Source organism: Siphonobacter sp. BAB-5385, from assembly GCF_002261125.1.
Classification (GTDB): Bacteria; Bacteroidota; Bacteroidia; order Cytophagales; family Spirosomataceae; genus Siphonobacter.
On record NZ_NMPS01000036.1, the window covers coordinates 18,995 to 35,997 of the forward strand.

Sequence of the window (17,003 nt, forward strand, 5' to 3'; positions counted from 1 at the left end):
GACCAGCCATAATGCGCACAAATGGCCCCGCGCGTACCAAAAGGGCTTTTTAGGCCTTTGGCTCCTTCTTCTCTATCAGATCCGGAGCTGTCGCCCTTGGGTTTGTGGACATCAATCTGATAGAGTTTGTAAAATCCGCGATGTTGCTCATCGTGTTGATCAATAGAGCAATCTGGAATAGCTTGGAAGGGGTTAACCGCCAAAGCAGATACTGCGTCAACACACCCGAGAACAGAGCTATTTTTAGCTTACCGTTGAGAATGCACAGGGCGATGATGCGAGCACAGCGTTTGGCATTCACCAAGGCCAGCCGTTTCGATTCGCCGAGCGGATCCTCTTTAATTCGCTCCTCTGAGAAATCCATCCGGATATACTCAGCGGTGATGTAATCCAGAGTGCCTAAATAGGGTTGCTGGATAATGAAGGTTCGCTCTTTGGTTTTACTCAGGAAGCGTAGCCAGCTCCGAATGGGCGTCTTGAATTTGACGCCGTTTTCGATCAATATGTCGAGCTCTTGTTTTTCAGCCTGTAAGGCATCAAACACTTCAGGATTGACCTCCATAGGTGGGTAATTACATAAAAGCCCCAGAGTGATCCAAGGCTTTTATAGTCGGGGATAATTAAGCCGGATTAGTTGCCTGCATCGTACCGACACCGGCCTTCTTGGGCTTTAGCGGCACAACGGAAATGTCAACCAGGAACATACCTTTGCGGCTAAACTGAGCATTTACTTTGGCTACCAGTGAGCCTCGAGGGATGGTGATAACCAAACCTTCGTGAGGTGTGATTTTAACCGTCTGTTCGATAGAAGGGGTGACATCCGGAGCACTCCACGTTTTCGGAGTACCGGATGAAACAGTACCTCCAAAGATTTTTTGAAGCGTTTCCGCGTCGGGGTCCATGAGTTGCCAGGCGAACGTAGTCCGGCCTTTTTTCATTTTCCGCACAATGGGGTCTTCAACCTCTTCGGCGAAAAACTCATTGACTTCCGGATCATCCTGAGTCATGGTGCAGGAATCCTCGAACGTGTATCCCAGGGAAGTAAGAGTAGTGCCGGGACCTCCGTCAGCAGCTACAGCGCCTACTTCAATTGAGGCTAAACCTAACGTAACTACGCTTGCCATATCAATTTGAAAATAAGGTGATTACGAATTATGAAACTTGAACTCGATTCTAAGATTCAAGTAATGCTGATTGATTTCCTGCTCTCGGAACGTCGTTTGATTACTAATCCAGAAATTCCACTTTTCGGACGAATACCGCTCTTGTAAAGCAGGAACTATGAGGGCTGTAAGCGCTTTGAGGCGGGTGGTATTAGGCTGATACTGGTTCTTTCCGTTGATCTTAATCTGGATATCGGGCACGTACACATTGACGTTTGCTGTACTGCGTTGTACGGAGCCTTGATCAATGGGAAGCGAATTGATTACCACATCTTCCATCTTGGAATCATCAGGTCGGATTTGCTTGTATATCCCACCAGACACAGCGGCTTTGACAGCAGATGTAGCCAGTATGGAATACAATATATCTTCCTGATCAAAGGTGGTTCTCATGCCGCGATTTGCAATTTCAGATCCCGGATCATTCGGGGAAACTCTTTTTCAGCCAGGTGCTCAGCAGAGCTTAACACGTCAAAGCCTTTCGATTCTACCGCAGCCGCGTAATTCATACCAGCCACCACAATGAGAGCATAACCGGTATTGTGCTGCTTAGCTAATTCTCTGGCTAGACCCCTGCCAATCTTTACGCCGTCCTCATCACTTTCAACTGTTCCCGTAACCGACTTGACAAAGGAAGAAGCTATCGTCCTGCCGTTTTTGACAATGATGTAGCCAATACTGTTTCGAAGATTACCGGTTTGATCCTGATAGGTATTAACCGAGCGTGCATGGTTTACGCACATTTCACCCAGATACATCAGCGTCGCTAGAATAGCCTGCTCAATGCGGTCTTTCCGTTGCACAAACGTTGACCGGATTTCTGCCTTGGTGAACTTCGGCTTTATACCCATATCCGGGAGTGTAGTTGATCTTTTGAGAAACGTTTCACTATCGCCGATAAGCGAACTTCTGTACCGTCTCGGACTTCAACCCTGGCCCCGGCTTCCACCTTGGGTGCTTTTTTAGGCAACTGGATGAGTGATTCAAATCGATAAGACGACCCATCAACCAGATTAATGCTCTGGCCCTGTGAGTTAGATTCGTCCCGGCATTTTGAAACGTTTACCCACTCAGACGTACCTTCTACCCAGTCTCCGTTACCATTCTGGTAGCTTTCACTGACTTGAAATACCCAAAGCTCGTATGCATACTGCTTCGCCATAGATTCGAGCGGTCCTGTACAACCGGAGCTGCAGTGAAAACATTTTCGATTTCCAACTGAGCACATAGGTAGTTGTAATAAGTAAGCAGGCTGTTACGGTCATATTTGACCGAAAAGCCGCCCTCAGCTACATCAGCTCGATTCAACAAAACGGGTATGTAATGGGCGATGATTAGGTCAATATCCTTCTTACGATCTTTACTATACGTAGTATCGCCGTTTAAGTCCGAGTCGGTGAGTAGAGTCTCCACCTTAACGGTAGAGAGCTCTACATCCAACTCAGAAAACCTATCAACCAAAACTTCCCGTATTGTTGCCATATAGGGTACTCCGTTAGTCCAGTAAAGGATTTGAACCGCCAGTACCGTTGCCCTCTCCACCCTCGCCGGTATTATCGGCAGGAGGGGTAGGTTCTGCCTGTACTAATTCCCAGTCAGCATCGGCGAATTTTCCGTTCTTAGCCTTCCCTTTTACCGCCTTGAAAACCTCCTGACCTTTCTGCCAAGTATCTCCAATTTTGTAAGGTGGTGTTGGGACTTCGGTGAAAACGGTCTGCTTGTCCTCATCGGTTTTACTAGGGTCCGAGGCTTTTTCACCCCCTTTTTGCTGGATCAGCCCCAGACCAGTTAGAGTCTCCAGACGCTGTCCATCAAAGCTTACTTCTTCGCCTACTTCGTACTTCTTATCGAAGTTGTCCTTATCGCGGAATTCCTGAAGTACCACGTATGTTGACTTTGCCATTATGCTTGAACGGTTTTAGTGTTCAACAGATAGATACCTTCCGCTACGATTACAGGAACAACGCGGGCCTGAGAACTGGTAAATTCAGCCAAGGGCTTGTTGGTGCGGTATTTGGAAACCAGAATGTAATCATCTGACTCTTCGTACACAGCGCCAGCAAAAGGGTGGTTTTTCTCAGCCAAAGTAGCATACGTGAGCATACCAACTTGGGGGCTGGTGATGGCTACAAAAGCACCTTCTTCCCAGGGCTTATACGAGGTTTGAACAGTGTTTTTCTCGAAGATCACCGAACGGTCCACTAGTTCAATCGTAGCTCCAAACTTCCGCTGCAACACTTCATTCACCTGCTCTAAATCAGGAATCGGCATATTTGAACCGACGAATCCTTTAATAAAAGCATACTGCTCTTTCACTTGAGTGGTAGCTGCCATATTCCGGAACGCGAAGCTGTCCGTATAGAATTTGATAATCGCCCGGCCGTCTTTTTTAGACTTGTCGATCATCTTTTGGAGATCATCAAGCGGTTTAGCCGTTGCAGGCGTTGACCACAAGGTGCTAACGCCAAATTTGTTAGCCGTCAAGTACCCGTAATCCAGGCGAATACCTACCCCTACGTTTTTATCGTCTTCTACCAGACCAACGCCCGTAGAAACACCTTGCAGGAAAATAGCTTCGTTACGTTCATGAATACCTGTAATTGCTTTACTGGTATCAGCAAACAACTTAGTGAGAATTTGTTGCTCAGAAGCTTTTAAAGCTACCAGCGTATCCAGATCCGTGAGTTGCTGCTCCGTAAGCTTAAGCTCCATACCCATTTTAGGAATGTCGCCAGAAGCCTTCCCGATTGAATCCCGGATTTTCAGCGGCAATACTGAATCCATGGCCACGATGTCGGCCATAACCCGAGTATTTGAGGCAGAAAGAGCTTCCCATTTACCAGAAACGGAGAATTCTTTACGTAATAGCGTTTTATGCAGGTAAGTTAAGGGGTTACCCGTACCGTTTACCCGCTCAGTTACGCTAATTACAATTGCCGGGAAGTATTTTCTTACCCAGTCTATGAAAAGTGACTGATCCATTTATTTAGTCCTCCCGGAAATCGATAAGAGGCAGAGCGGTTTTAACTGCTGCCAGGATTGATGACATAGGAAAAGGGGCCGCAGCAGGGTTTACTCGACCGTGAGTAACGATTCCCGCCATTGCTTTTTTGGTTGGAATGCTGGAAATCAGAACACCAACGTACTCATGCCCGGTTGGTAAAGCGGCATACGCCGTGGCTCCAACGTTTAAAGGCATGGGTTTAAATTCCTTAGTGGCAGTTTCCCGGATGATCATATGCCCAGCCTGAATGACGGTAGGCGTAAAACCAGTTACATCCAGTGTTCGACCGCCCGGGATGGTATCAAGTACCAGGGGAACAACTACAGAGTCCTTGCCTGAGACGATTGACGTTGGATCGTTGATGAGATTCGTTGTTGCCATGTTTAAATCGCGTTCATTACGCCCTTAACGACAGCATCGTCCTTCGATGCCACCTTAACAGAGCTAGATCCTGACTGGGCGGGTTTTGTGACGCTGCCAAGTCCAGTGTTAGCTTCTGTTTGCTGAAAGTCTGCCCCATCAGTTTTCACATCTGCTAAGAAAGCGTCGAACTCGTCATCATTGGCGAAGGCCATTTTGCTAAAGTTCTTCTCGACGATCTTCTTGTAGGTGTCCGAAAAGCCAGAAAGCGTTTCAGCGAGTTTACTTTTCCGAGTGTCCGTTTGCTTACCCGTTTCGATTGCACCTAAGCGCTGATCTACTTTATCAGAGTATGCTTTGAACCAAGCGGGCATTTCTTCCGTACCACTCTCTTTTTGGGGTTCCTCGACTTTAGCGTTGTCCGGTTTTGGCTGCTCTTGCTTCTTTTTATCGAAGGCTTCTTTGGCACGTTCACGATCATCGTGTTTAGCCATATCGGCAAAAGGAAACAACTCATTAAGCTCGTCCAGCTTATCGTCGATTTCAGATTCTTCACTCACCTTAAGTTTGTCCGCAATTGCGTCCATCCTTTTTTCTGAAAGATTAACGCCTGAGAATTTAGCCTTCAGTCGCTCCTTTATTTTATCCTTCATTATTTGGCTTATTAGTGTTTTTATTAGCTGGACACAAAAATATAAATAAAAAATACTTTGCAAATATTTTTTGATACTTTCGTTTGTGTTAAGTATTTAATAATCAGATAGTTAATGGTAAATAGTGACTTCTTTGGAAATAAATAAATAATTATAATAAGAAAGATTATTTGGTTAATTATGGCTTATGAATCAATTAATTATAGGCTGATTTTATTGATTATGTATTCGCTTGTTTTGTGTTTATGAACAGTATTGAACTCGTTAAAATATTTGCAAATGGCTGACAAAAAGTACTTCGCAATTGAGCAGACAAACGGAACGCCGACCAGCGTTCAGGAGATTTCTGCCGATAAGTACCAGCAGGCAGTAAAAGGAGAGACGCCGGGTAAGCAAATCAAGATTAAGCTCTTTGCCAGCGATGCTACGAACCTCAAAGCCCAGGTTGGCAACGTCGAAGAAGGAGCGAAACTGAACTGGTCGATTTATGAAGGAGACGCTTACGTAGCCAACCCTAAGTTCATCGAAGGCGATCGGGAAAACCTAGAAGTGAAGAACACCTTCGTAGAGATCGACCTTAATCCTTTCAAGAGCAAGCTGCGTAACGGGGTAAGTTACCGGTTGTATCTGGCCCTACCCGGCGTACAAGGGTTAGAAGCTTTCATTGATTTTGCGTACGAAGCGGGTGAGCTGAGTAAGAAGATTGAGATTCATAACGCCGAGATGGACGGTTATTCTGTATTGGCGGGTCTATCCAATTACGGCTCTGCAGAACGCTTTAATTGGTCAGTAAGCAGGGGCGACGCTTACAAAGGCGGCGAATTCATTCATGGTTGGAACGACGGCCGTTTGAAAGTTGATGCTGAAGGTGATATCGAAGTATCCTTATACGATAAACGGGAGGTTTTGAAAGATGGCGAGACGTTACGGCTCTACGTAAATGATTACGCCAATCCAAAAGAAACCGAAAACTTCGCGGATTTCATCTACAAAGCTCCAATCGTAGAAGAGCCCGATGAAACTGGCGAGCACAGCCAGCCGGGAAAGCCTAACGGGCCTAATAAGCCCGTAGAACCGCAGCCCGAAACTCAAGAAGGTGAAATACGAGCTATTAAGTACGACCCTTCTAAAGGATTAGAGCAAATCCCCGTTTACCGTTTGGCAGATGGGGCCATCAACATTCTGCAATCAGACGTTCCGTTTCCCGTACAAGCCGAGTTTGCCCGCAAAGGCATGATTACCCATATGCACCTGAATCTGGATGCGGTGTACGGGGGGCCTTATAATGATAAATGGAATCCTAAGGGGTTGAAATATGAGCAAATGGGCGAGCTCATGAAAGCCTACAATATTCCTAAGCACATCGGGGCTTACCGAATGATGTACCAGAATGCCTTGGATGATATTTGGCCCCGCAAACCACGTTTAGCAAACGGCGAAGAAGACCCCAATCCATTTCCAAACAGCCAGCACGAGCTAAATGAACGCGTGGCTGGCTATCTCATGGGCATCATGCAGGCCGTTGGCTGGGGTGACCGCCCGGCAATTCTGGATCTCGACTTTGAAAGCGGTGATTTCTTTACCTGGGGCGGCGTTCAGGCCATCGCTCAGGCGGTTAAATACTCCCGTAAGAAATTTCCGAACCAACGCTTTCTGGTTTACGCGGGAGCTCACAGCAATAACGCCGTTGAAGGTGGGGGCAGTCCCAACCGGCCAGAGCTACACGTTGGCCCTGGTCCTCGATTTGAAGCTTTCCGCGGAGCAGGTGTAGACATTACGCAGGGTACCGTTCCTTACTTCCGTACGCCGCGACAGGAATGGGATAACCCGCCACACTATGAATCAGTAATCGGTTCCGGCAAGCCCTACGCTTCTGAAAAAGAGTACGGCCTAAAATCAATCATCAAAACAATCGGTGCTAAACTGGATTGGACCGATGGCTTCTTGCGTACGCTGCCTGCTGGATACAAACCTTCTGTATTTGAATGGTACATGCCAGTTTATGAAGGTGGGGACAATGGTGAAGAACGTCGATACTACGATAACGGCGAAGTCTGGACTTCCTGGAACTGGTTACAAGTAGGTGAGTGGATTCAGGAGAGCTTCCCGGTGTGGGCGGGTGTTACAGGAACCTACCGCTTTGGGGGCGGTGCTCACCTGTGGACCGACGGCCGCCCCTGGCTTCCCTCAAACTATGCCTTAGAGCTGGGCAAAGTTCGTCTGTATTCCTATAACGAGTTCCTGAACAATCCGGCTACCCAGTACAACATCCAGCTTGAATTCAGCCTCGACGGTGGCAAGACCTGGGTGAAAGACACTCCACGTACCGGAACAAATCCAGATGCACACTTGGAACCCCGAGGCTTTATCAGGGCGGCTTATCTAAAGGGCAAACTCTGGGTAGTAGCTACTGCTGGTCAGCCCTTCCATAACGCTGGTAAACCGCAACAGGTACTTATTCGGTACAACGGAAAGACGTTCAATCGGACGCTCGAGCCGCTTACCGTTCACTCTTTTACGGTTGAAATCTGATGAAAAAGATCAGCACCTTCGTAAGCTACAAAGAGGCTACAGCCAGTGCTACGGCGGCTCGACTAGGCATCGATAATACACCTGGCACTGAGACGCTGAAACGAATGGCTTACGTGGCCGACCGGGTGCATACGCCGCTTCGGGAACACTTCAATATACCGATCCCAGTTACGTCCTTTTATCGGTCTTCTAAACTGAATTCTGCTATTGGCGGCGCTCGCAGTTCGCAGCACGTAAAAGGTGAAGCGATGGATCTGGACCTTGGCTCGGGCGTAAACGGCGTACAGAATCGGGACTTATTCGAGTACATCCGAAAGTATCTGGCTTTTGATCAGCTCATCTGGGAATTCGGTACGGGCGAAGATCCGGACTGGGTGCATGTATCACTCGTAAAAGAGGGCAACAGACGTGAAATCCTCAAGGCTACCAAGGTAAACGGGAAGACTACCTACGTGCCCTACAACTAATTACCCACTCCTAAGACTGGCTAGCCGCTGATAGAATGAAAGAATTTATTGGGATTGACCTACCCTTGCTTATAGCTATTCTCGTGGGCTCCCTTGTCGGGATCGCTGGCGGCAACATGGCTTTCTGGGTAGACCTAGCACAACACGGCAAAATGAAAGAATTAGGATATGCGGCCCTGCTGGGGTTTATCAATATCATCATCGGAGGGCTAACGGCCATATTCATGACTCCGCTTGCCCTTCTGATCGTCACAAAAGCGATCAACGCCTTGCCTTGGGTTGTCAAAGAGTGGGTGTTTCCACTGGCTCTTATGCCTGGCTTTGCCTTCATGATGGGCCTTCTGGGGATGAACATCGCCAAACTGCTCATCCGCTGGGGTACCAAATTCGAACTGGATCCGGTACGGGCCATTGCCGCCCTACGCCGCGGATATGACGCTATGGTCCAACAACCTAAAACCGATAAAGACGATGAACAAGATATTTAAATGGGTAAGTGAAATCTGGTGGCCCTGGACTAAAGGACTACTAAAAAAGTGGGGGATTGCGATATGGGACTGGGTAGATGACCATAAAGGCCGCATCCTTTTTGCAGCTATCATTTTCGCTGTGATGACAATAGCCACGTACTATGGCATTGATGCAAAACGGGCTTACGATCGTCGGCAAATCGAAAAGCTTAAGAACGAAAAGTTGATTGAGCAGAAGAAAAATGATTCTCTACGGGTCGTTATCGCCGATACCGTCAAAGCCAAAAACTTTCAATTGGACTCTGTACTGACCACTTTCAATGAAATCACTGACAGCATTCGCCGCGGCAATGACTCTCTGGCTCGTCTGTATCTCAGGGAGCGAATCTACCGCTCAAGACAAGCCCAGCAGTCCAGAAAAACAGGTTCTCGTTGACGAGTGGTACCTAAGAGCCTTAGAGGACTCAGCCATTCTATACGAGGCTATAAAACCGGTGGCCTTCGCCAGCAGTGAAGCCCTAAGAGCTACTCGTATGGCCCTTGAACTTGAAAAGCGGGGCCGCGGCCTTGCTGACGAGCTGAGTGATCTTGACCGCCGGCTCTGGAAAATGAATGAAGCCGATCTACGCCGGCAGATTAAACGCCTTAAGCTGGTTGGCAAACTTAAAGGGGCTGGCGGCGTACTGGTGGGGGCGGGAGTAATCATCTTAACTGTTAAATGAAACCTCTATGGAGCACGAATACTATTTGGCAATCACGTCTTTCGCGGGTATGGTGGTTTGCACGGTTGCCTTTGCTTGGGTTTGTACGAGAAAAAAGGGAAACGCATAAAAGTATGTCATCACCATTTAAAACCTACCTCAAGTTTGTCCAGATTCGGGACACAGGGAAGACGAAAATATTTGAAGTGCAGAGTCTGCGATACGGCAATAAGCTGGCAGAGATCAAATACTACGGCGCTTGGCGGAAGTACACCTTATTACCTGAGGCCCATACACTCTTTGATTGCAAGTGCCTTCAGGAAATTACAGATTTCATGAATAGCCTAATGGAGGAAAGACGCCATGGCAGAAGTTAAATTATCGGAAAAACAGAAGCGGTTTTGCGATGAGTACCTGATTGATTTGAACGGTACTCAGGCGGCTATCCGTGCCGGCTATTCGCTTCGGACGGCCAATGAGCAGGCTGCCCAGCTGCTTCAACGTCCACACATCAAAGCTTATATCGAGGAAAGAAAATCCCAGCTTAATCAGCAGCTTGAAAATAAGTACTTGATCAATAAAGAGCGGGTGCTGCTTGAATACGCTCGAATTGCCTTCGCTGATCTTCGGTGTTATTTCAATGAAAATGGTTCGCTTAAAGAGGTAGTAGATCTAACCGAAGATGAAGCCGCCGCCTTGGCTAGCTCCGAGACCGAAGAAATGAAGGAAATGGGCATTCCTATTGGCGAGACTAAAAAGATCAAGCTCTGGGACAAGCTCAGAGCCTTGGAAGGCATTCGAAAGGTAATGGGTTACGACGCCCCAGTCAAGCAGGATCATACCACGAAAGGAGAGAGTCTGAATAAGGGGTTTGGTGATTTCTTACAGCAAGTAAACCAGGTAAAATGAGTGAACAGGAATTCGAAAAGCAGGGAGAGAATCAGGTCCGTGCTTGGACAGAGGACTGGTGCAAATTTGCCCGAGAAGCTTTGAGCGTTAATCTGGACAAAGAGCAGGAAGCTATACTTTCCAGCGTACAACATAATCCGCGTACATCCGTGGCATCTGGTACGGCTCGCGGTAAAGACTTCGTAACGGCCGTAGCCGCGATTTGCTTTATGTACCTGACGCCGAAATGGCGAGGCAAAGAGCTTATCGAAAACACGAAAGTAGCCCTTACGGCTCCGACCGATCGTCAGGTGAAAAACATCATGATGCCTGAGATTTCGCGGCTTTTCAACCGGGCCAAGCGAAACGGGGTGCTGTTCCCGGGTCGGCTTAACGCCTACGACATTCGAACCGATAACGAAGAGTGGTTTCTCACGGGTTTTAAAGCGGATGAACACAATCACGAGGCATGGTCTGGCTTTCATGCCGTAAACACCATGTTCGCTATCACGGAGGCTTCTGGTATTTCAGACGATACGTTTGCAGCTATAGAAGGTAACCTACAAGGCAACTCCCGGATCCTGATCGTATTCAACCCTAACACTACGATCGGATACGCCGCTAAAAGCCAGAAAGGCGAACGCTGGTCCCGGTTCCGGCTTTCCTCTCTTTCCGCGCCTAACGTACTGGCCAAAAAGCAAATCATTCCGGGTCAGGTTGATTACGAGTGGGTGAAGGATAAGCTGGAACTCTGGGCCAAAGAAATACGCCCGGACGAGTTCACCGAGGAAGAAGACGATTTCGAGTTCGACGGTAAGCTATACCGCCCCGAGGACTTATGCCGAATTAAGATTCTTGGCAAATTTCCTAAAGTAGGCGAGGACTCGTTGATACCCGAGCAGTGGATTGAACTGGCTAACCAACGCTGGGAAAAATACCATAAAACCTACCGCGTCAATCAGTATCCGGGCCTGCAGCGTATCGGCGTTGACGTAGCAGGCATGGGCCGAGATAGTTCCTGCTTCGTTCATCGGCATGACAACATCGTAAGCAAGATCCGGAAGAAGAACTCCGGCGGCCGGGCTAACCACATGGAAATTGCCGGAGCCGTGAAGCATCATCTGGATAAAGATAAACGGGCCATTGCCCTAATCGATACCATCGGCGAAGGAGCTGGCGTGTACTCCCGTCTGGAAGAGTTGGGCCTAGTCGAACAAATCGCTTCTTGTAAGTACAGCGAAGCAGCTAAGGACGAAAGCGAAGAACTCCTAACCGATGTCACAGGCCAGTACAAATTTGCCAATATGCGGGCTTATCTGTTCTGGGCCGTACGGGATTGGCTTAACCCTCGTAATAACCAGAACGCCATGCTTCCTCCAAGGGCTTCACTGCTGGAGGAAGCAACTGAAATCAAATGGAAGTTTCAATCGAATGGCTCCATCATCATCGAACCGAAAGACGAAATAGTCAAACGTCTAAGCCGCTCACCGGATGAATTTGACGCCCTGGCTAACACCTTCTACCCAGCTACTGTATCAGCACCTCAGAATTTAACCGGAATGTTTTTCTAATCACAGCTATGAACCTAACTGACTTAAAAGCCGCAATCGTCAAAGGCAAGGATATTAAAAAAGCAGTCGAGCTGCTGAAAGGTAAACGCACACTTCCCACGGTAGAAGAGTTTAAAAAGCAATACGACGTTAAGCGGCATGAGGTGTTTGATACGGCCAAACGTCCTGATAAACCTTTAGCCGATGGTGGCGTCGAGAAAGTGAATCGTTTAGGTTTCTCATTCCAGGAGCTTATCACCGAGCGGGCGGTAAGCTTTCTATTTGGTCTTCCTCCTAAAGTAGTCTGCGATCCCCAGGGAGAAGGACAAAAGAAGGTGCTGGGAGCAATCAACCGCATTTTCAAGGATAATAAAATTTCCAGCTTCAACGCAGAAATCGCCCTAGAGATGTTCAAATCCACGGAAGTGGCGGAGTGCTGGTTTCCGGTTAAGAAAGACGCTGAGCACGAGGATTACGGCTTTAAAACGCCCTTCAAGCTTCGGGTTATGGCATTTAATCCCTGGGACGGGAACGAGCTGTATCCGCTTTTTGACGAAACGGGCGATATGATCGCTTTCAGTCGAGCCTATATCCTTCTCGATGACGAAGGCAAAAAGATCAACTACTTCGAAACTTACACGGAAGCCGAAAAGATTATCTGGAAAGAAGGGGCTGCAGGTGAGTGGGAGGAAGTTTCCCGGGAGAACAACGTCATTGGCAAAATACCCATTGTATACGGCCGTCAGAAGGAGGTCGAATGGTCAAACGTTGAATCGATCATTAAACGCCTAGAATATTTGCTTTCCAACTTTGCCGATACAGACGATTACCACGGATCCCCGACGATTTTAGTTACTGGTGAGCTGACAAACATGGCTAAAAAGGGCGAAACGGGTAAGCTGCTTCAAGCCAAAAACGGGGCCAAAGCTGAATACCTTTCCTGGAACCATGCCCCGGAGGCTATTAAGCTTGAAATCGAAACGCTGCTCCGGTTTTTATTCTCATTGACCCAAACGCCTGACATTTCTTTTGAGGCGGTGAAAGGTTTAGGAGAAATCAGCGGCGTAGCACTTAAAATGCTCTTTCTCGATGCCCACTTGAAGGTCAAAAAGAAGCAACGGGTCTTCGATGCGTACCTCGAGCGTCGTACCAATATCGTGAAAGCCTTCGTGGGCATGATGGCAACTAGCCTAAAGGCTGACGTTTCGGCGATTGATATCGAAACCGAGATTCAACCCTTCATCATTGACGATGAGGCAGGTCTGGTGAGCCGTTTGGTGACGGCCAACGGCGGAAAACCGCTCATCTCAAAGAAGACCGCTACGGCTCTTTCCGGCTTGGTTGATAACGTCGATGAGGAGATGAAGCAAATGCAGGTAGAAAGCCAGCAGGAGCGGAGTTTTGATGTCACCGAATCCGCGTTCTAATGGCCAAACAAGCGTTCAAAGTATCTGACTGGGAGCTTCGGCACTTCATGCGTACTGAGCAGTACGCCAATCGGATTACGGCCATTTATGAGGCAGTGGTCAGGGAAATAACCCGCTTAGGCAAATCGCTAAAAGTTGACCCTGAGAAGCTTTTTTCCTTTGATGACTATCCGGTAATACGAGAACAGGTAAAGAAGCTCTTAGCCGATATGGCTGAACGAATCGAAGCTGTGACGCTGGAAGGCACTCAGGCAGAATGGGAGTTTGCCAATTTGAAAAACGATGCGTTGGTGGCCTCGGTACTCGATACGACGAAGATTCCCGCCAAGTTGCTAGCCCGCTACGAGGCTCAGAACCTCTCAGCCCTTGCCACCTTCCAAAAACGAAAAGTGTCCGGAATGAATCTGTCCAGTCGCGTCTGGAACTATACCCAACAGTTCAAGGAAGAAATGGAGCTGGCTCTCGACATCGGCATCGGGGAGGGCCGGTCTGCTGATGAGCTAAGCCGCGATGTCCGCGAATACCTCAACGAGCCAGACAAGCTCTTTCGCCGGGTGCGCAACAAGCGTGGCCAGCTGGTGCTCTCTAAAGCGGCCAAAGCCTACCATCCCGGCCAGGGCGTATATCGTAGTTCGTATAAGAACGCGCAACGCATGACCCGGACGGAAATTAATATGGCTTACCGGGCCTCGGATCATGAGCGCTGGAATCAGCTTGATTTCGTAGTCGGAATTGAGGTGCGCCGGTCAAACAATCCGTATCCCTGCGATGTCTGCGAACCGTTGAAGGGCAGGTACCCTAAAAACTTTAAGTTCGTCGGCTGGCACCCTAACTGCAGATGCTACGTTGTTTCTATCCTTGCCACGTCCGAGGAGATGCGTACGCTTACCCAAATGATCCTCAACGGAGAAGACCTTTCTCAATTCAAATCGGGGAACCTGGTTACTGAAATGCCGCAGGGCTTCACTGACTGGGTGGATCAGAACCGGAAACGGCTGCTTAGGGCTAAAAGTCAACCCTACTTTATCCGCGATAATTTCAACGAAGGTAGAATTGACAAGGGATTACGATTTACCTATAAATAGGTATTCAAATTGCTTCTGAGATTTAGCTTATTGCATAGGTAGAAACAAAAACCTATGTTAATAATGACAAAAGATGAGATTACTAAAGCTGTAATTGAGGTGATTTCCCAAAACAGTAGATACACTGTTGATGAAATAAAGGTGCCGGCTAGATTGGATAAATACATTTCATCGTCATCTAAAGCAAGACTAGGTAGAAGGTTGGGTGAAAAATTCTCAATGATAAGTTCAACTTTGTTGACAAATAAGCTGTATGCAAGCTTAACAACTGTTGAGAGTGTCATTGATTATATTGATGCATTATATAATCCTATTGTATTGCCTATCCTATGAAAAGACTATTGATTTATCTGGTTCTATTTATGATCGATTTTGTCGCTTTTGGGCAAGATAATATATTTTCCATAGGTTATGGTAAGACATACGTCGGAGATGATTCAACATCTTTTAATGTTCTAATAGATCTTAATAGAACTCCGGGTGTTTCCGAATCGGCTGGTGGATTTTATTTTGTTAATAGACCTTTTAAGGGAAGTAAGTGGGGTTATTATTTTAAGCCCACTATGGATATAAATGTAGGTACATCTATAGCCAGCTCTCCTAATAATATATCTTTAGGATTGATGAATGGGTTTGCCTATGATTTTGAAAAGACTAGCCTTGGTGTTTTTACTTTTTTATGCGAAATGGGTCCAGAATTTGTAAGTAGTAGGGATTTGAAGAAAAGTTTAACTTACTTTTCATTTTCACCATTGATTGACTATGAAATATGGCAAAATGGGGGATTTCATGCAATCATTGGAGCATCTATTGCAAATGGATTTAGAGCAAATCCTGAGCAAGATAAAGCGTATTATGGAAGGCTTACTTTTCCCTTGTTTATAAAAGGAGAATTAATAAAAGCTAGTGCAAAAGTCGAAGGAAATGACATGGAGTTTAAAGTAATAAAAATTTCAGGTAGATTTAAATATAATTGGATTTTTAGTGATAAATCTGGAGATTTATTGCACAACAGACTGTTTTATAATACCATAAAGGCTGATATTTATTTTCATCCATTCTTTGGGTTGAACTTAACATATAATAAAGGTTTTGAAGAGCCTTTGTTTAAAGAGAATCACTCATTCTCTATAGGTCTTACTTTTGCAAGAAAATTTTAAATAGCTTATAGTAAGTCCTTTCCCATCCTTATTTCAAAGGTACGCCGCAAAGCATCTTTTGGTCACACTCGCCGTTGAGGAAATCCACCGCCAATACGGCAATCGCTCGCCCCTGTACGGTTTCAAGCTTATCAATGCCCTCGTAGGTTTGTCGATCCTCGGCTAAGATGTCGACAGCCTCAGTGTAACCTTCCTTCTGGGGGAAATTAGCCGCTTTGGTAATGCCAAGTTGATCGAGTTTCTTCCTAATCTCCTCAATGGCTTTTTCGATTTGATTTTCAGTTGGTTTCATTGAATATCAAAGGTTTTAATTCAGATATCGTTTTTTCTATATTGTTTTTAATATCATGTATTGCTAAATAGGCTTGCTCATTATGCGATACTAAAGGTGTAAGTAAACTTCTGCATTTTTTTAATTGCATTAATTGCTTTAAATATCTTTTATTTTGGATTTCGTTCCCGTCTGTAATAGCTAGTATTAAAGGGATGATAATTTTTTTATCATAAAGAGAAAAATCTACTTTTCCATCGTTCGTACATGTATTTATTTCATTGTCGGTATATTTTCTTAAAATTTCTTGAGTGTTTTTGTATGTAATAGTATCTGGTGATTCAATAACCAATGTTTCCATAGCATAATTAATATTTTTCTGAAAGCTTTCAATAAACTTCATCTTTAAAGAAAAATCTTCTTTTGTTGCATCTTGCATTAATTTTTCTAATTTGCTATACTGCATTTTGATATTATCAATCAGAGCATAAATACTATTTATTCTAGAAATATTCGACTGGTTAGTTAATGTCTCATATAGAGAATCTTGATTGATTTTATCAATTAATCTTGTGAGGAAATTGTTTTCAAGTAATACGTATTTAGGGAAATATGTTTTAGAAGTTTTTTCGTAACCTTCTCTCATAGAATCTAAACCATCAAAATTTGCTTTAATAGTTGCCAAAGATTCTCTTATCAAAAAATAAAAATGTTGAATTTGCTGTTGTTCTCTTCGTAGTTTTTCTTCTTCTCTTACCTGTGCTTCAACCTCTTTACCTTTTTTAAAAACCCAAATAGCACCTCCAACACCAATTCCTGCCCCAATCAAAGAACCCAAAAAAGTAGCACTAACACTCCACCAGTCTGTTCCACCTGATCCGCCAAACTCACCTGACTGAAAGTAAAAATCAAACATCTAAGTATGTAGGTTAATTAGAACCCCAATATACTGAAATACTGAGCAACCTCATAGGCGTCTTGGGATGAATGGCGATACTCCCAGTCAATGTGGATTTTATAAATGCCGGATTTGTAAGTAATCCAGAAAAGGATACCCCCACCTTGCCCCTGAAAAGGCACTTATTGTTGAATAACCATTATCTGGCAAAACACTATGGAAGATCAAATCGAAAAGGCTGCTAATCACTTCATTGAATTGTACGCCGAACAAATTAGAAATAATCAGATGACTGAAGACACTCTTCACGAGTGGTGGACTCAAACTCGTGACAAGTATGGGGACGTTGATTATGACGATGTAAAAGCTACTAT

Annotated in this window: 22 protein-coding genes; 10 read left to right on the forward strand and 12 right to left on the reverse strand. The window is 45.9% G+C overall.

Features of this window, described 5'->3' with window-relative positions:
• Positions 1–49 precede the first annotated feature (49 nt).
• Genes BWI93_RS27380 through BWI93_RS03125 form a run of 10 tightly spaced genes read right to left on the reverse strand, consistent with a single transcriptional unit; the run spans position 50 to position 5,180 of the window.
• Positions 50–562 carry a hypothetical protein gene (locus BWI93_RS27380; RefSeq protein WP_141217335.1) on the reverse strand — a complete coding sequence of 171 codons (513 nt, stop codon included), beginning with the start codon at positions 560–562 and terminating at the stop codon, positions 50–52.
• 58 nt (positions 563–620) lie between these two features.
• Positions 621–1,124 (reverse strand): hypothetical protein, encoded by a 504-nt coding sequence (locus BWI93_RS03090; RefSeq protein WP_094808702.1) that lies wholly within the window; start codon positions 1,122–1,124, stop codon positions 621–623.
• 21 nt (positions 1,125–1,145) lie between these two features.
• The gene (locus tag BWI93_RS03095; protein WP_094808703.1) at positions 1,146–1,556 is read right to left on the reverse strand and encodes a hypothetical protein; all 411 of its coding nucleotides are present in this window, start codon (positions 1,554–1,556) and stop codon (positions 1,146–1,148) included.
• Entirely contained in the window at positions 1,553–2,014 is a 462-nt protein-coding gene (locus BWI93_RS03100; protein ID WP_094808704.1) for a hypothetical protein, read from the reverse strand. The genes BWI93_RS03095 and BWI93_RS03100 overlap by 4 nt, the downstream gene beginning before the upstream one ends.
• Positions 2,005–2,325: a hypothetical protein gene (locus BWI93_RS27630; RefSeq protein ID WP_176454114.1), complete on the reverse strand. Its 321-nt coding sequence runs from the start codon at positions 2,323–2,325 to the stop codon at positions 2,005–2,007. The genes BWI93_RS03100 and BWI93_RS27630 overlap by 10 nt, the downstream gene beginning before the upstream one ends.
• Positions 2,247–2,645, reverse strand: a complete 399-nt coding sequence (locus tag BWI93_RS29375) for a DUF6706 family protein (protein ID WP_094808705.1) — start codon at positions 2,643–2,645, stop codon at positions 2,247–2,249. Before BWI93_RS29375 ends, BWI93_RS27630 begins: the two co-directional genes overlap by 79 nt.
• Before the next feature lie 13 nt (positions 2,646–2,658).
• Positions 2,659–3,066, reverse strand: a complete 408-nt coding sequence (locus BWI93_RS03110) for a hypothetical protein (protein WP_094808706.1) — start codon at positions 3,064–3,066, stop codon at positions 2,659–2,661.
• Positions 3,066–4,145, reverse strand: coding sequence for a major capsid protein (locus BWI93_RS03115; RefSeq protein WP_094808707.1), 1,080 nt, complete (start codon positions 4,143–4,145; stop codon positions 3,066–3,068). The genes BWI93_RS03110 and BWI93_RS03115 overlap by 1 nt, the downstream gene beginning before the upstream one ends.
• Before the next feature lie 4 nt (positions 4,146–4,149).
• The gene (locus BWI93_RS03120; protein ID WP_094808708.1) at positions 4,150–4,548 is read right to left on the reverse strand and encodes a hypothetical protein; all 399 of its coding nucleotides are present in this window, start codon (positions 4,546–4,548) and stop codon (positions 4,150–4,152) included.
• Between the two features lie 2 nt (positions 4,549–4,550).
• On the reverse strand, positions 4,551–5,180 hold the full coding sequence (locus BWI93_RS03125; protein WP_094808709.1) for a hypothetical protein: 630 nt from the start codon (positions 5,178–5,180) through the stop codon (positions 4,551–4,553).
• Positions 5,181–5,459: 279 nt separating this feature from the next.
• Here BWI93_RS03125 and BWI93_RS03130 point away from each other — a divergent pair, with 279 nt between their 5' ends.
• The 10 genes from BWI93_RS03130 (at position 5,460) to BWI93_RS03185 (ending at position 15,460) form a co-directional block, all read left to right on the forward strand.
• Positions 5,460–7,712 (forward strand): hypothetical protein, encoded by a 2,253-nt coding sequence (locus BWI93_RS03130; protein WP_094808710.1) that lies wholly within the window; start codon positions 5,460–5,462, stop codon positions 7,710–7,712.
• Positions 7,712–8,179 carry a D-Ala-D-Ala carboxypeptidase family metallohydrolase gene (locus BWI93_RS03135; RefSeq protein ID WP_094808711.1) on the forward strand — a complete coding sequence of 156 codons (468 nt, stop codon included), beginning with the start codon at positions 7,712–7,714 and terminating at the stop codon, positions 8,177–8,179. Before BWI93_RS03130 ends, BWI93_RS03135 begins: the two co-directional genes overlap by 1 nt.
• 35 nt (positions 8,180–8,214) lie before the next feature.
• Complete coding sequence (locus tag BWI93_RS03140) at positions 8,215–8,667, forward strand: hypothetical protein (RefSeq protein WP_094808712.1); 453 nt, start codon at positions 8,215–8,217, stop codon at positions 8,665–8,667.
• Complete coding sequence (locus BWI93_RS03145; protein ID WP_094808713.1) at positions 8,651–9,085, forward strand: hypothetical protein; 435 nt, start codon at positions 8,651–8,653, stop codon at positions 9,083–9,085. The genes BWI93_RS03140 and BWI93_RS03145 overlap by 17 nt, the downstream gene beginning before the upstream one ends.
• A 97-nt stretch (positions 9,086–9,182) precedes the next feature.
• The gene (locus BWI93_RS03150; RefSeq protein WP_094808714.1) at positions 9,183–9,371 is read left to right on the forward strand and encodes a hypothetical protein; all 189 of its coding nucleotides are present in this window, start codon (positions 9,183–9,185) and stop codon (positions 9,369–9,371) included.
• Between the two features lie 342 nt (positions 9,372–9,713).
• Positions 9,714–10,259: a terminase small subunit gene (locus BWI93_RS03160; RefSeq protein ID WP_094808716.1), complete on the forward strand. Its 546-nt coding sequence runs from the start codon at positions 9,714–9,716 to the stop codon at positions 10,257–10,259.
• Complete coding sequence (locus tag BWI93_RS03165; protein WP_094808717.1) at positions 10,256–11,809, forward strand: hypothetical protein; 1,554 nt, start codon at positions 10,256–10,258, stop codon at positions 11,807–11,809. The genes BWI93_RS03160 and BWI93_RS03165 overlap by 4 nt, the downstream gene beginning before the upstream one ends.
• An 8-nt stretch (positions 11,810–11,817) precedes the next feature.
• Positions 11,818–13,215: a phage portal protein gene (locus BWI93_RS03170; protein WP_094808718.1), complete on the forward strand. Its 1,398-nt coding sequence runs from the start codon at positions 11,818–11,820 to the stop codon at positions 13,213–13,215.
• Positions 13,215–14,300, forward strand: coding sequence for a hypothetical protein (locus tag BWI93_RS03175; protein ID WP_094808719.1), 1,086 nt, complete (start codon positions 13,215–13,217; stop codon positions 14,298–14,300). Before BWI93_RS03170 ends, BWI93_RS03175 begins: the two co-directional genes overlap by 1 nt.
• 329 nt (positions 14,301–14,629) lie before the next feature.
• Entirely contained in the window at positions 14,630–15,460 is an 831-nt protein-coding gene (locus tag BWI93_RS03185; RefSeq protein ID WP_094808721.1) for a hypothetical protein, read from the forward strand.
• 28 nt (positions 15,461–15,488) lie between these two features.
• On the opposite strand, the gene BWI93_RS03190 is transcribed toward BWI93_RS03185, so the two are convergent.
• Both BWI93_RS03190 and BWI93_RS03195 read right to left on the reverse strand, forming a co-directional pair.
• The gene (locus tag BWI93_RS03190; protein ID WP_094808722.1) at positions 15,489–15,752 is read right to left on the reverse strand and encodes a hypothetical protein; all 264 of its coding nucleotides are present in this window, start codon (positions 15,750–15,752) and stop codon (positions 15,489–15,491) included.
• Positions 15,739–16,647 carry a hypothetical protein gene (locus BWI93_RS03195; protein WP_094808723.1) on the reverse strand — a complete coding sequence of 303 codons (909 nt, stop codon included), beginning with the start codon at positions 16,645–16,647 and terminating at the stop codon, positions 15,739–15,741. Before BWI93_RS03195 ends, BWI93_RS03190 begins: the two co-directional genes overlap by 14 nt.
• Positions 16,648–17,003 lie beyond the last annotated feature (356 nt).

What these genes read in the sequence shown, in the direction of transcription:
- BWI93_RS03095 (WP_094808703.1), bottom strand. Translation starts at nt 1,556, where the DNA reads ATGAGAACCACCTTTGATCAGGAAGATATATTGTATTCCATACTGGCT.
- BWI93_RS03145 (WP_094808713.1), top strand. Translation starts at nt 8,651, where the DNA reads ATGAACAAGATATTTAAATGGGTAAGTGAAATCTGGTGGCCCTGGACT.
- BWI93_RS03150 (WP_094808714.1), top strand. Translation starts at nt 9,183, where the DNA reads ATGGCCCTTGAACTTGAAAAGCGGGGCCGCGGCCTTGCTGACGAGCTG.
- BWI93_RS03135 (WP_094808711.1), top strand. Translation starts at nt 7,712, where the DNA reads ATGAAAAAGATCAGCACCTTCGTAAGCTACAAAGAGGCTACAGCCAGT.
- BWI93_RS03090 (WP_094808702.1), bottom strand. Translation starts at nt 1,124, where the DNA reads ATGGCAAGCGTAGTTACGTTAGGTTTAGCCTCAATTGAAGTAGGCGCT.
- BWI93_RS03185 (WP_094808721.1), top strand. Translation starts at nt 14,630, where the DNA reads ATGAAAAGACTATTGATTTATCTGGTTCTATTTATGATCGATTTTGTC.
- BWI93_RS03165 (WP_094808717.1), top strand. Translation starts at nt 10,256, where the DNA reads ATGAGTGAACAGGAATTCGAAAAGCAGGGAGAGAATCAGGTCCGTGCT.
- BWI93_RS03140 (WP_094808712.1), top strand. Translation starts at nt 8,215, where the DNA reads ATGAAAGAATTTATTGGGATTGACCTACCCTTGCTTATAGCTATTCTC.
- BWI93_RS03100 (WP_094808704.1), bottom strand. Translation starts at nt 2,014, where the DNA reads ATGGGTATAAAGCCGAAGTTCACCAAGGCAGAAATCCGGTCAACGTTT.
- BWI93_RS03195 (WP_094808723.1), bottom strand. Translation starts at nt 16,647, where the DNA reads ATGTTTGATTTTTACTTTCAGTCAGGTGAGTTTGGCGGATCAGGTGGA.
- BWI93_RS03110 (WP_094808706.1), bottom strand. Translation starts at nt 3,066, where the DNA reads ATGGCAAAGTCAACATACGTGGTACTTCAGGAATTCCGCGATAAGGAC.
- BWI93_RS03160 (WP_094808716.1), top strand. Translation starts at nt 9,714, where the DNA reads ATGGCAGAAGTTAAATTATCGGAAAAACAGAAGCGGTTTTGCGATGAG.
- BWI93_RS03190 (WP_094808722.1), bottom strand. Translation starts at nt 15,752, where the DNA reads ATGAAACCAACTGAAAATCAAATCGAAAAAGCCATTGAGGAGATTAGG.
- BWI93_RS03125 (WP_094808709.1), bottom strand. Translation starts at nt 5,180, where the DNA reads ATGAAGGATAAAATAAAGGAGCGACTGAAGGCTAAATTCTCAGGCGTT.
- BWI93_RS27380 (WP_141217335.1), bottom strand. Translation starts at nt 562, where the DNA reads ATGGAGGTCAATCCTGAAGTGTTTGATGCCTTACAGGCTGAAAAACAA.
- BWI93_RS29375 (WP_094808705.1), bottom strand. Translation starts at nt 2,645, where the DNA reads ATGGCAACAATACGGGAAGTTTTGGTTGATAGGTTTTCTGAGTTGGAT.
- BWI93_RS03120 (WP_094808708.1), bottom strand. Translation starts at nt 4,548, where the DNA reads ATGGCAACAACGAATCTCATCAACGATCCAACGTCAATCGTCTCAGGC.
- BWI93_RS03115 (WP_094808707.1), bottom strand. Translation starts at nt 4,145, where the DNA reads ATGGATCAGTCACTTTTCATAGACTGGGTAAGAAAATACTTCCCGGCA.
- BWI93_RS03130 (WP_094808710.1), top strand. Translation starts at nt 5,460, where the DNA reads ATGGCTGACAAAAAGTACTTCGCAATTGAGCAGACAAACGGAACGCCG.
- BWI93_RS03175 (WP_094808719.1), top strand. Translation starts at nt 13,215, where the DNA reads ATGGCCAAACAAGCGTTCAAAGTATCTGACTGGGAGCTTCGGCACTTC.
- BWI93_RS03170 (WP_094808718.1), top strand. Translation starts at nt 11,818, where the DNA reads ATGAACCTAACTGACTTAAAAGCCGCAATCGTCAAAGGCAAGGATATT.
- BWI93_RS27630 (WP_176454114.1), bottom strand. Translation starts at nt 2,325, where the DNA reads ATGGCGAAGCAGTATGCATACGAGCTTTGGGTATTTCAAGTCAGTGAA.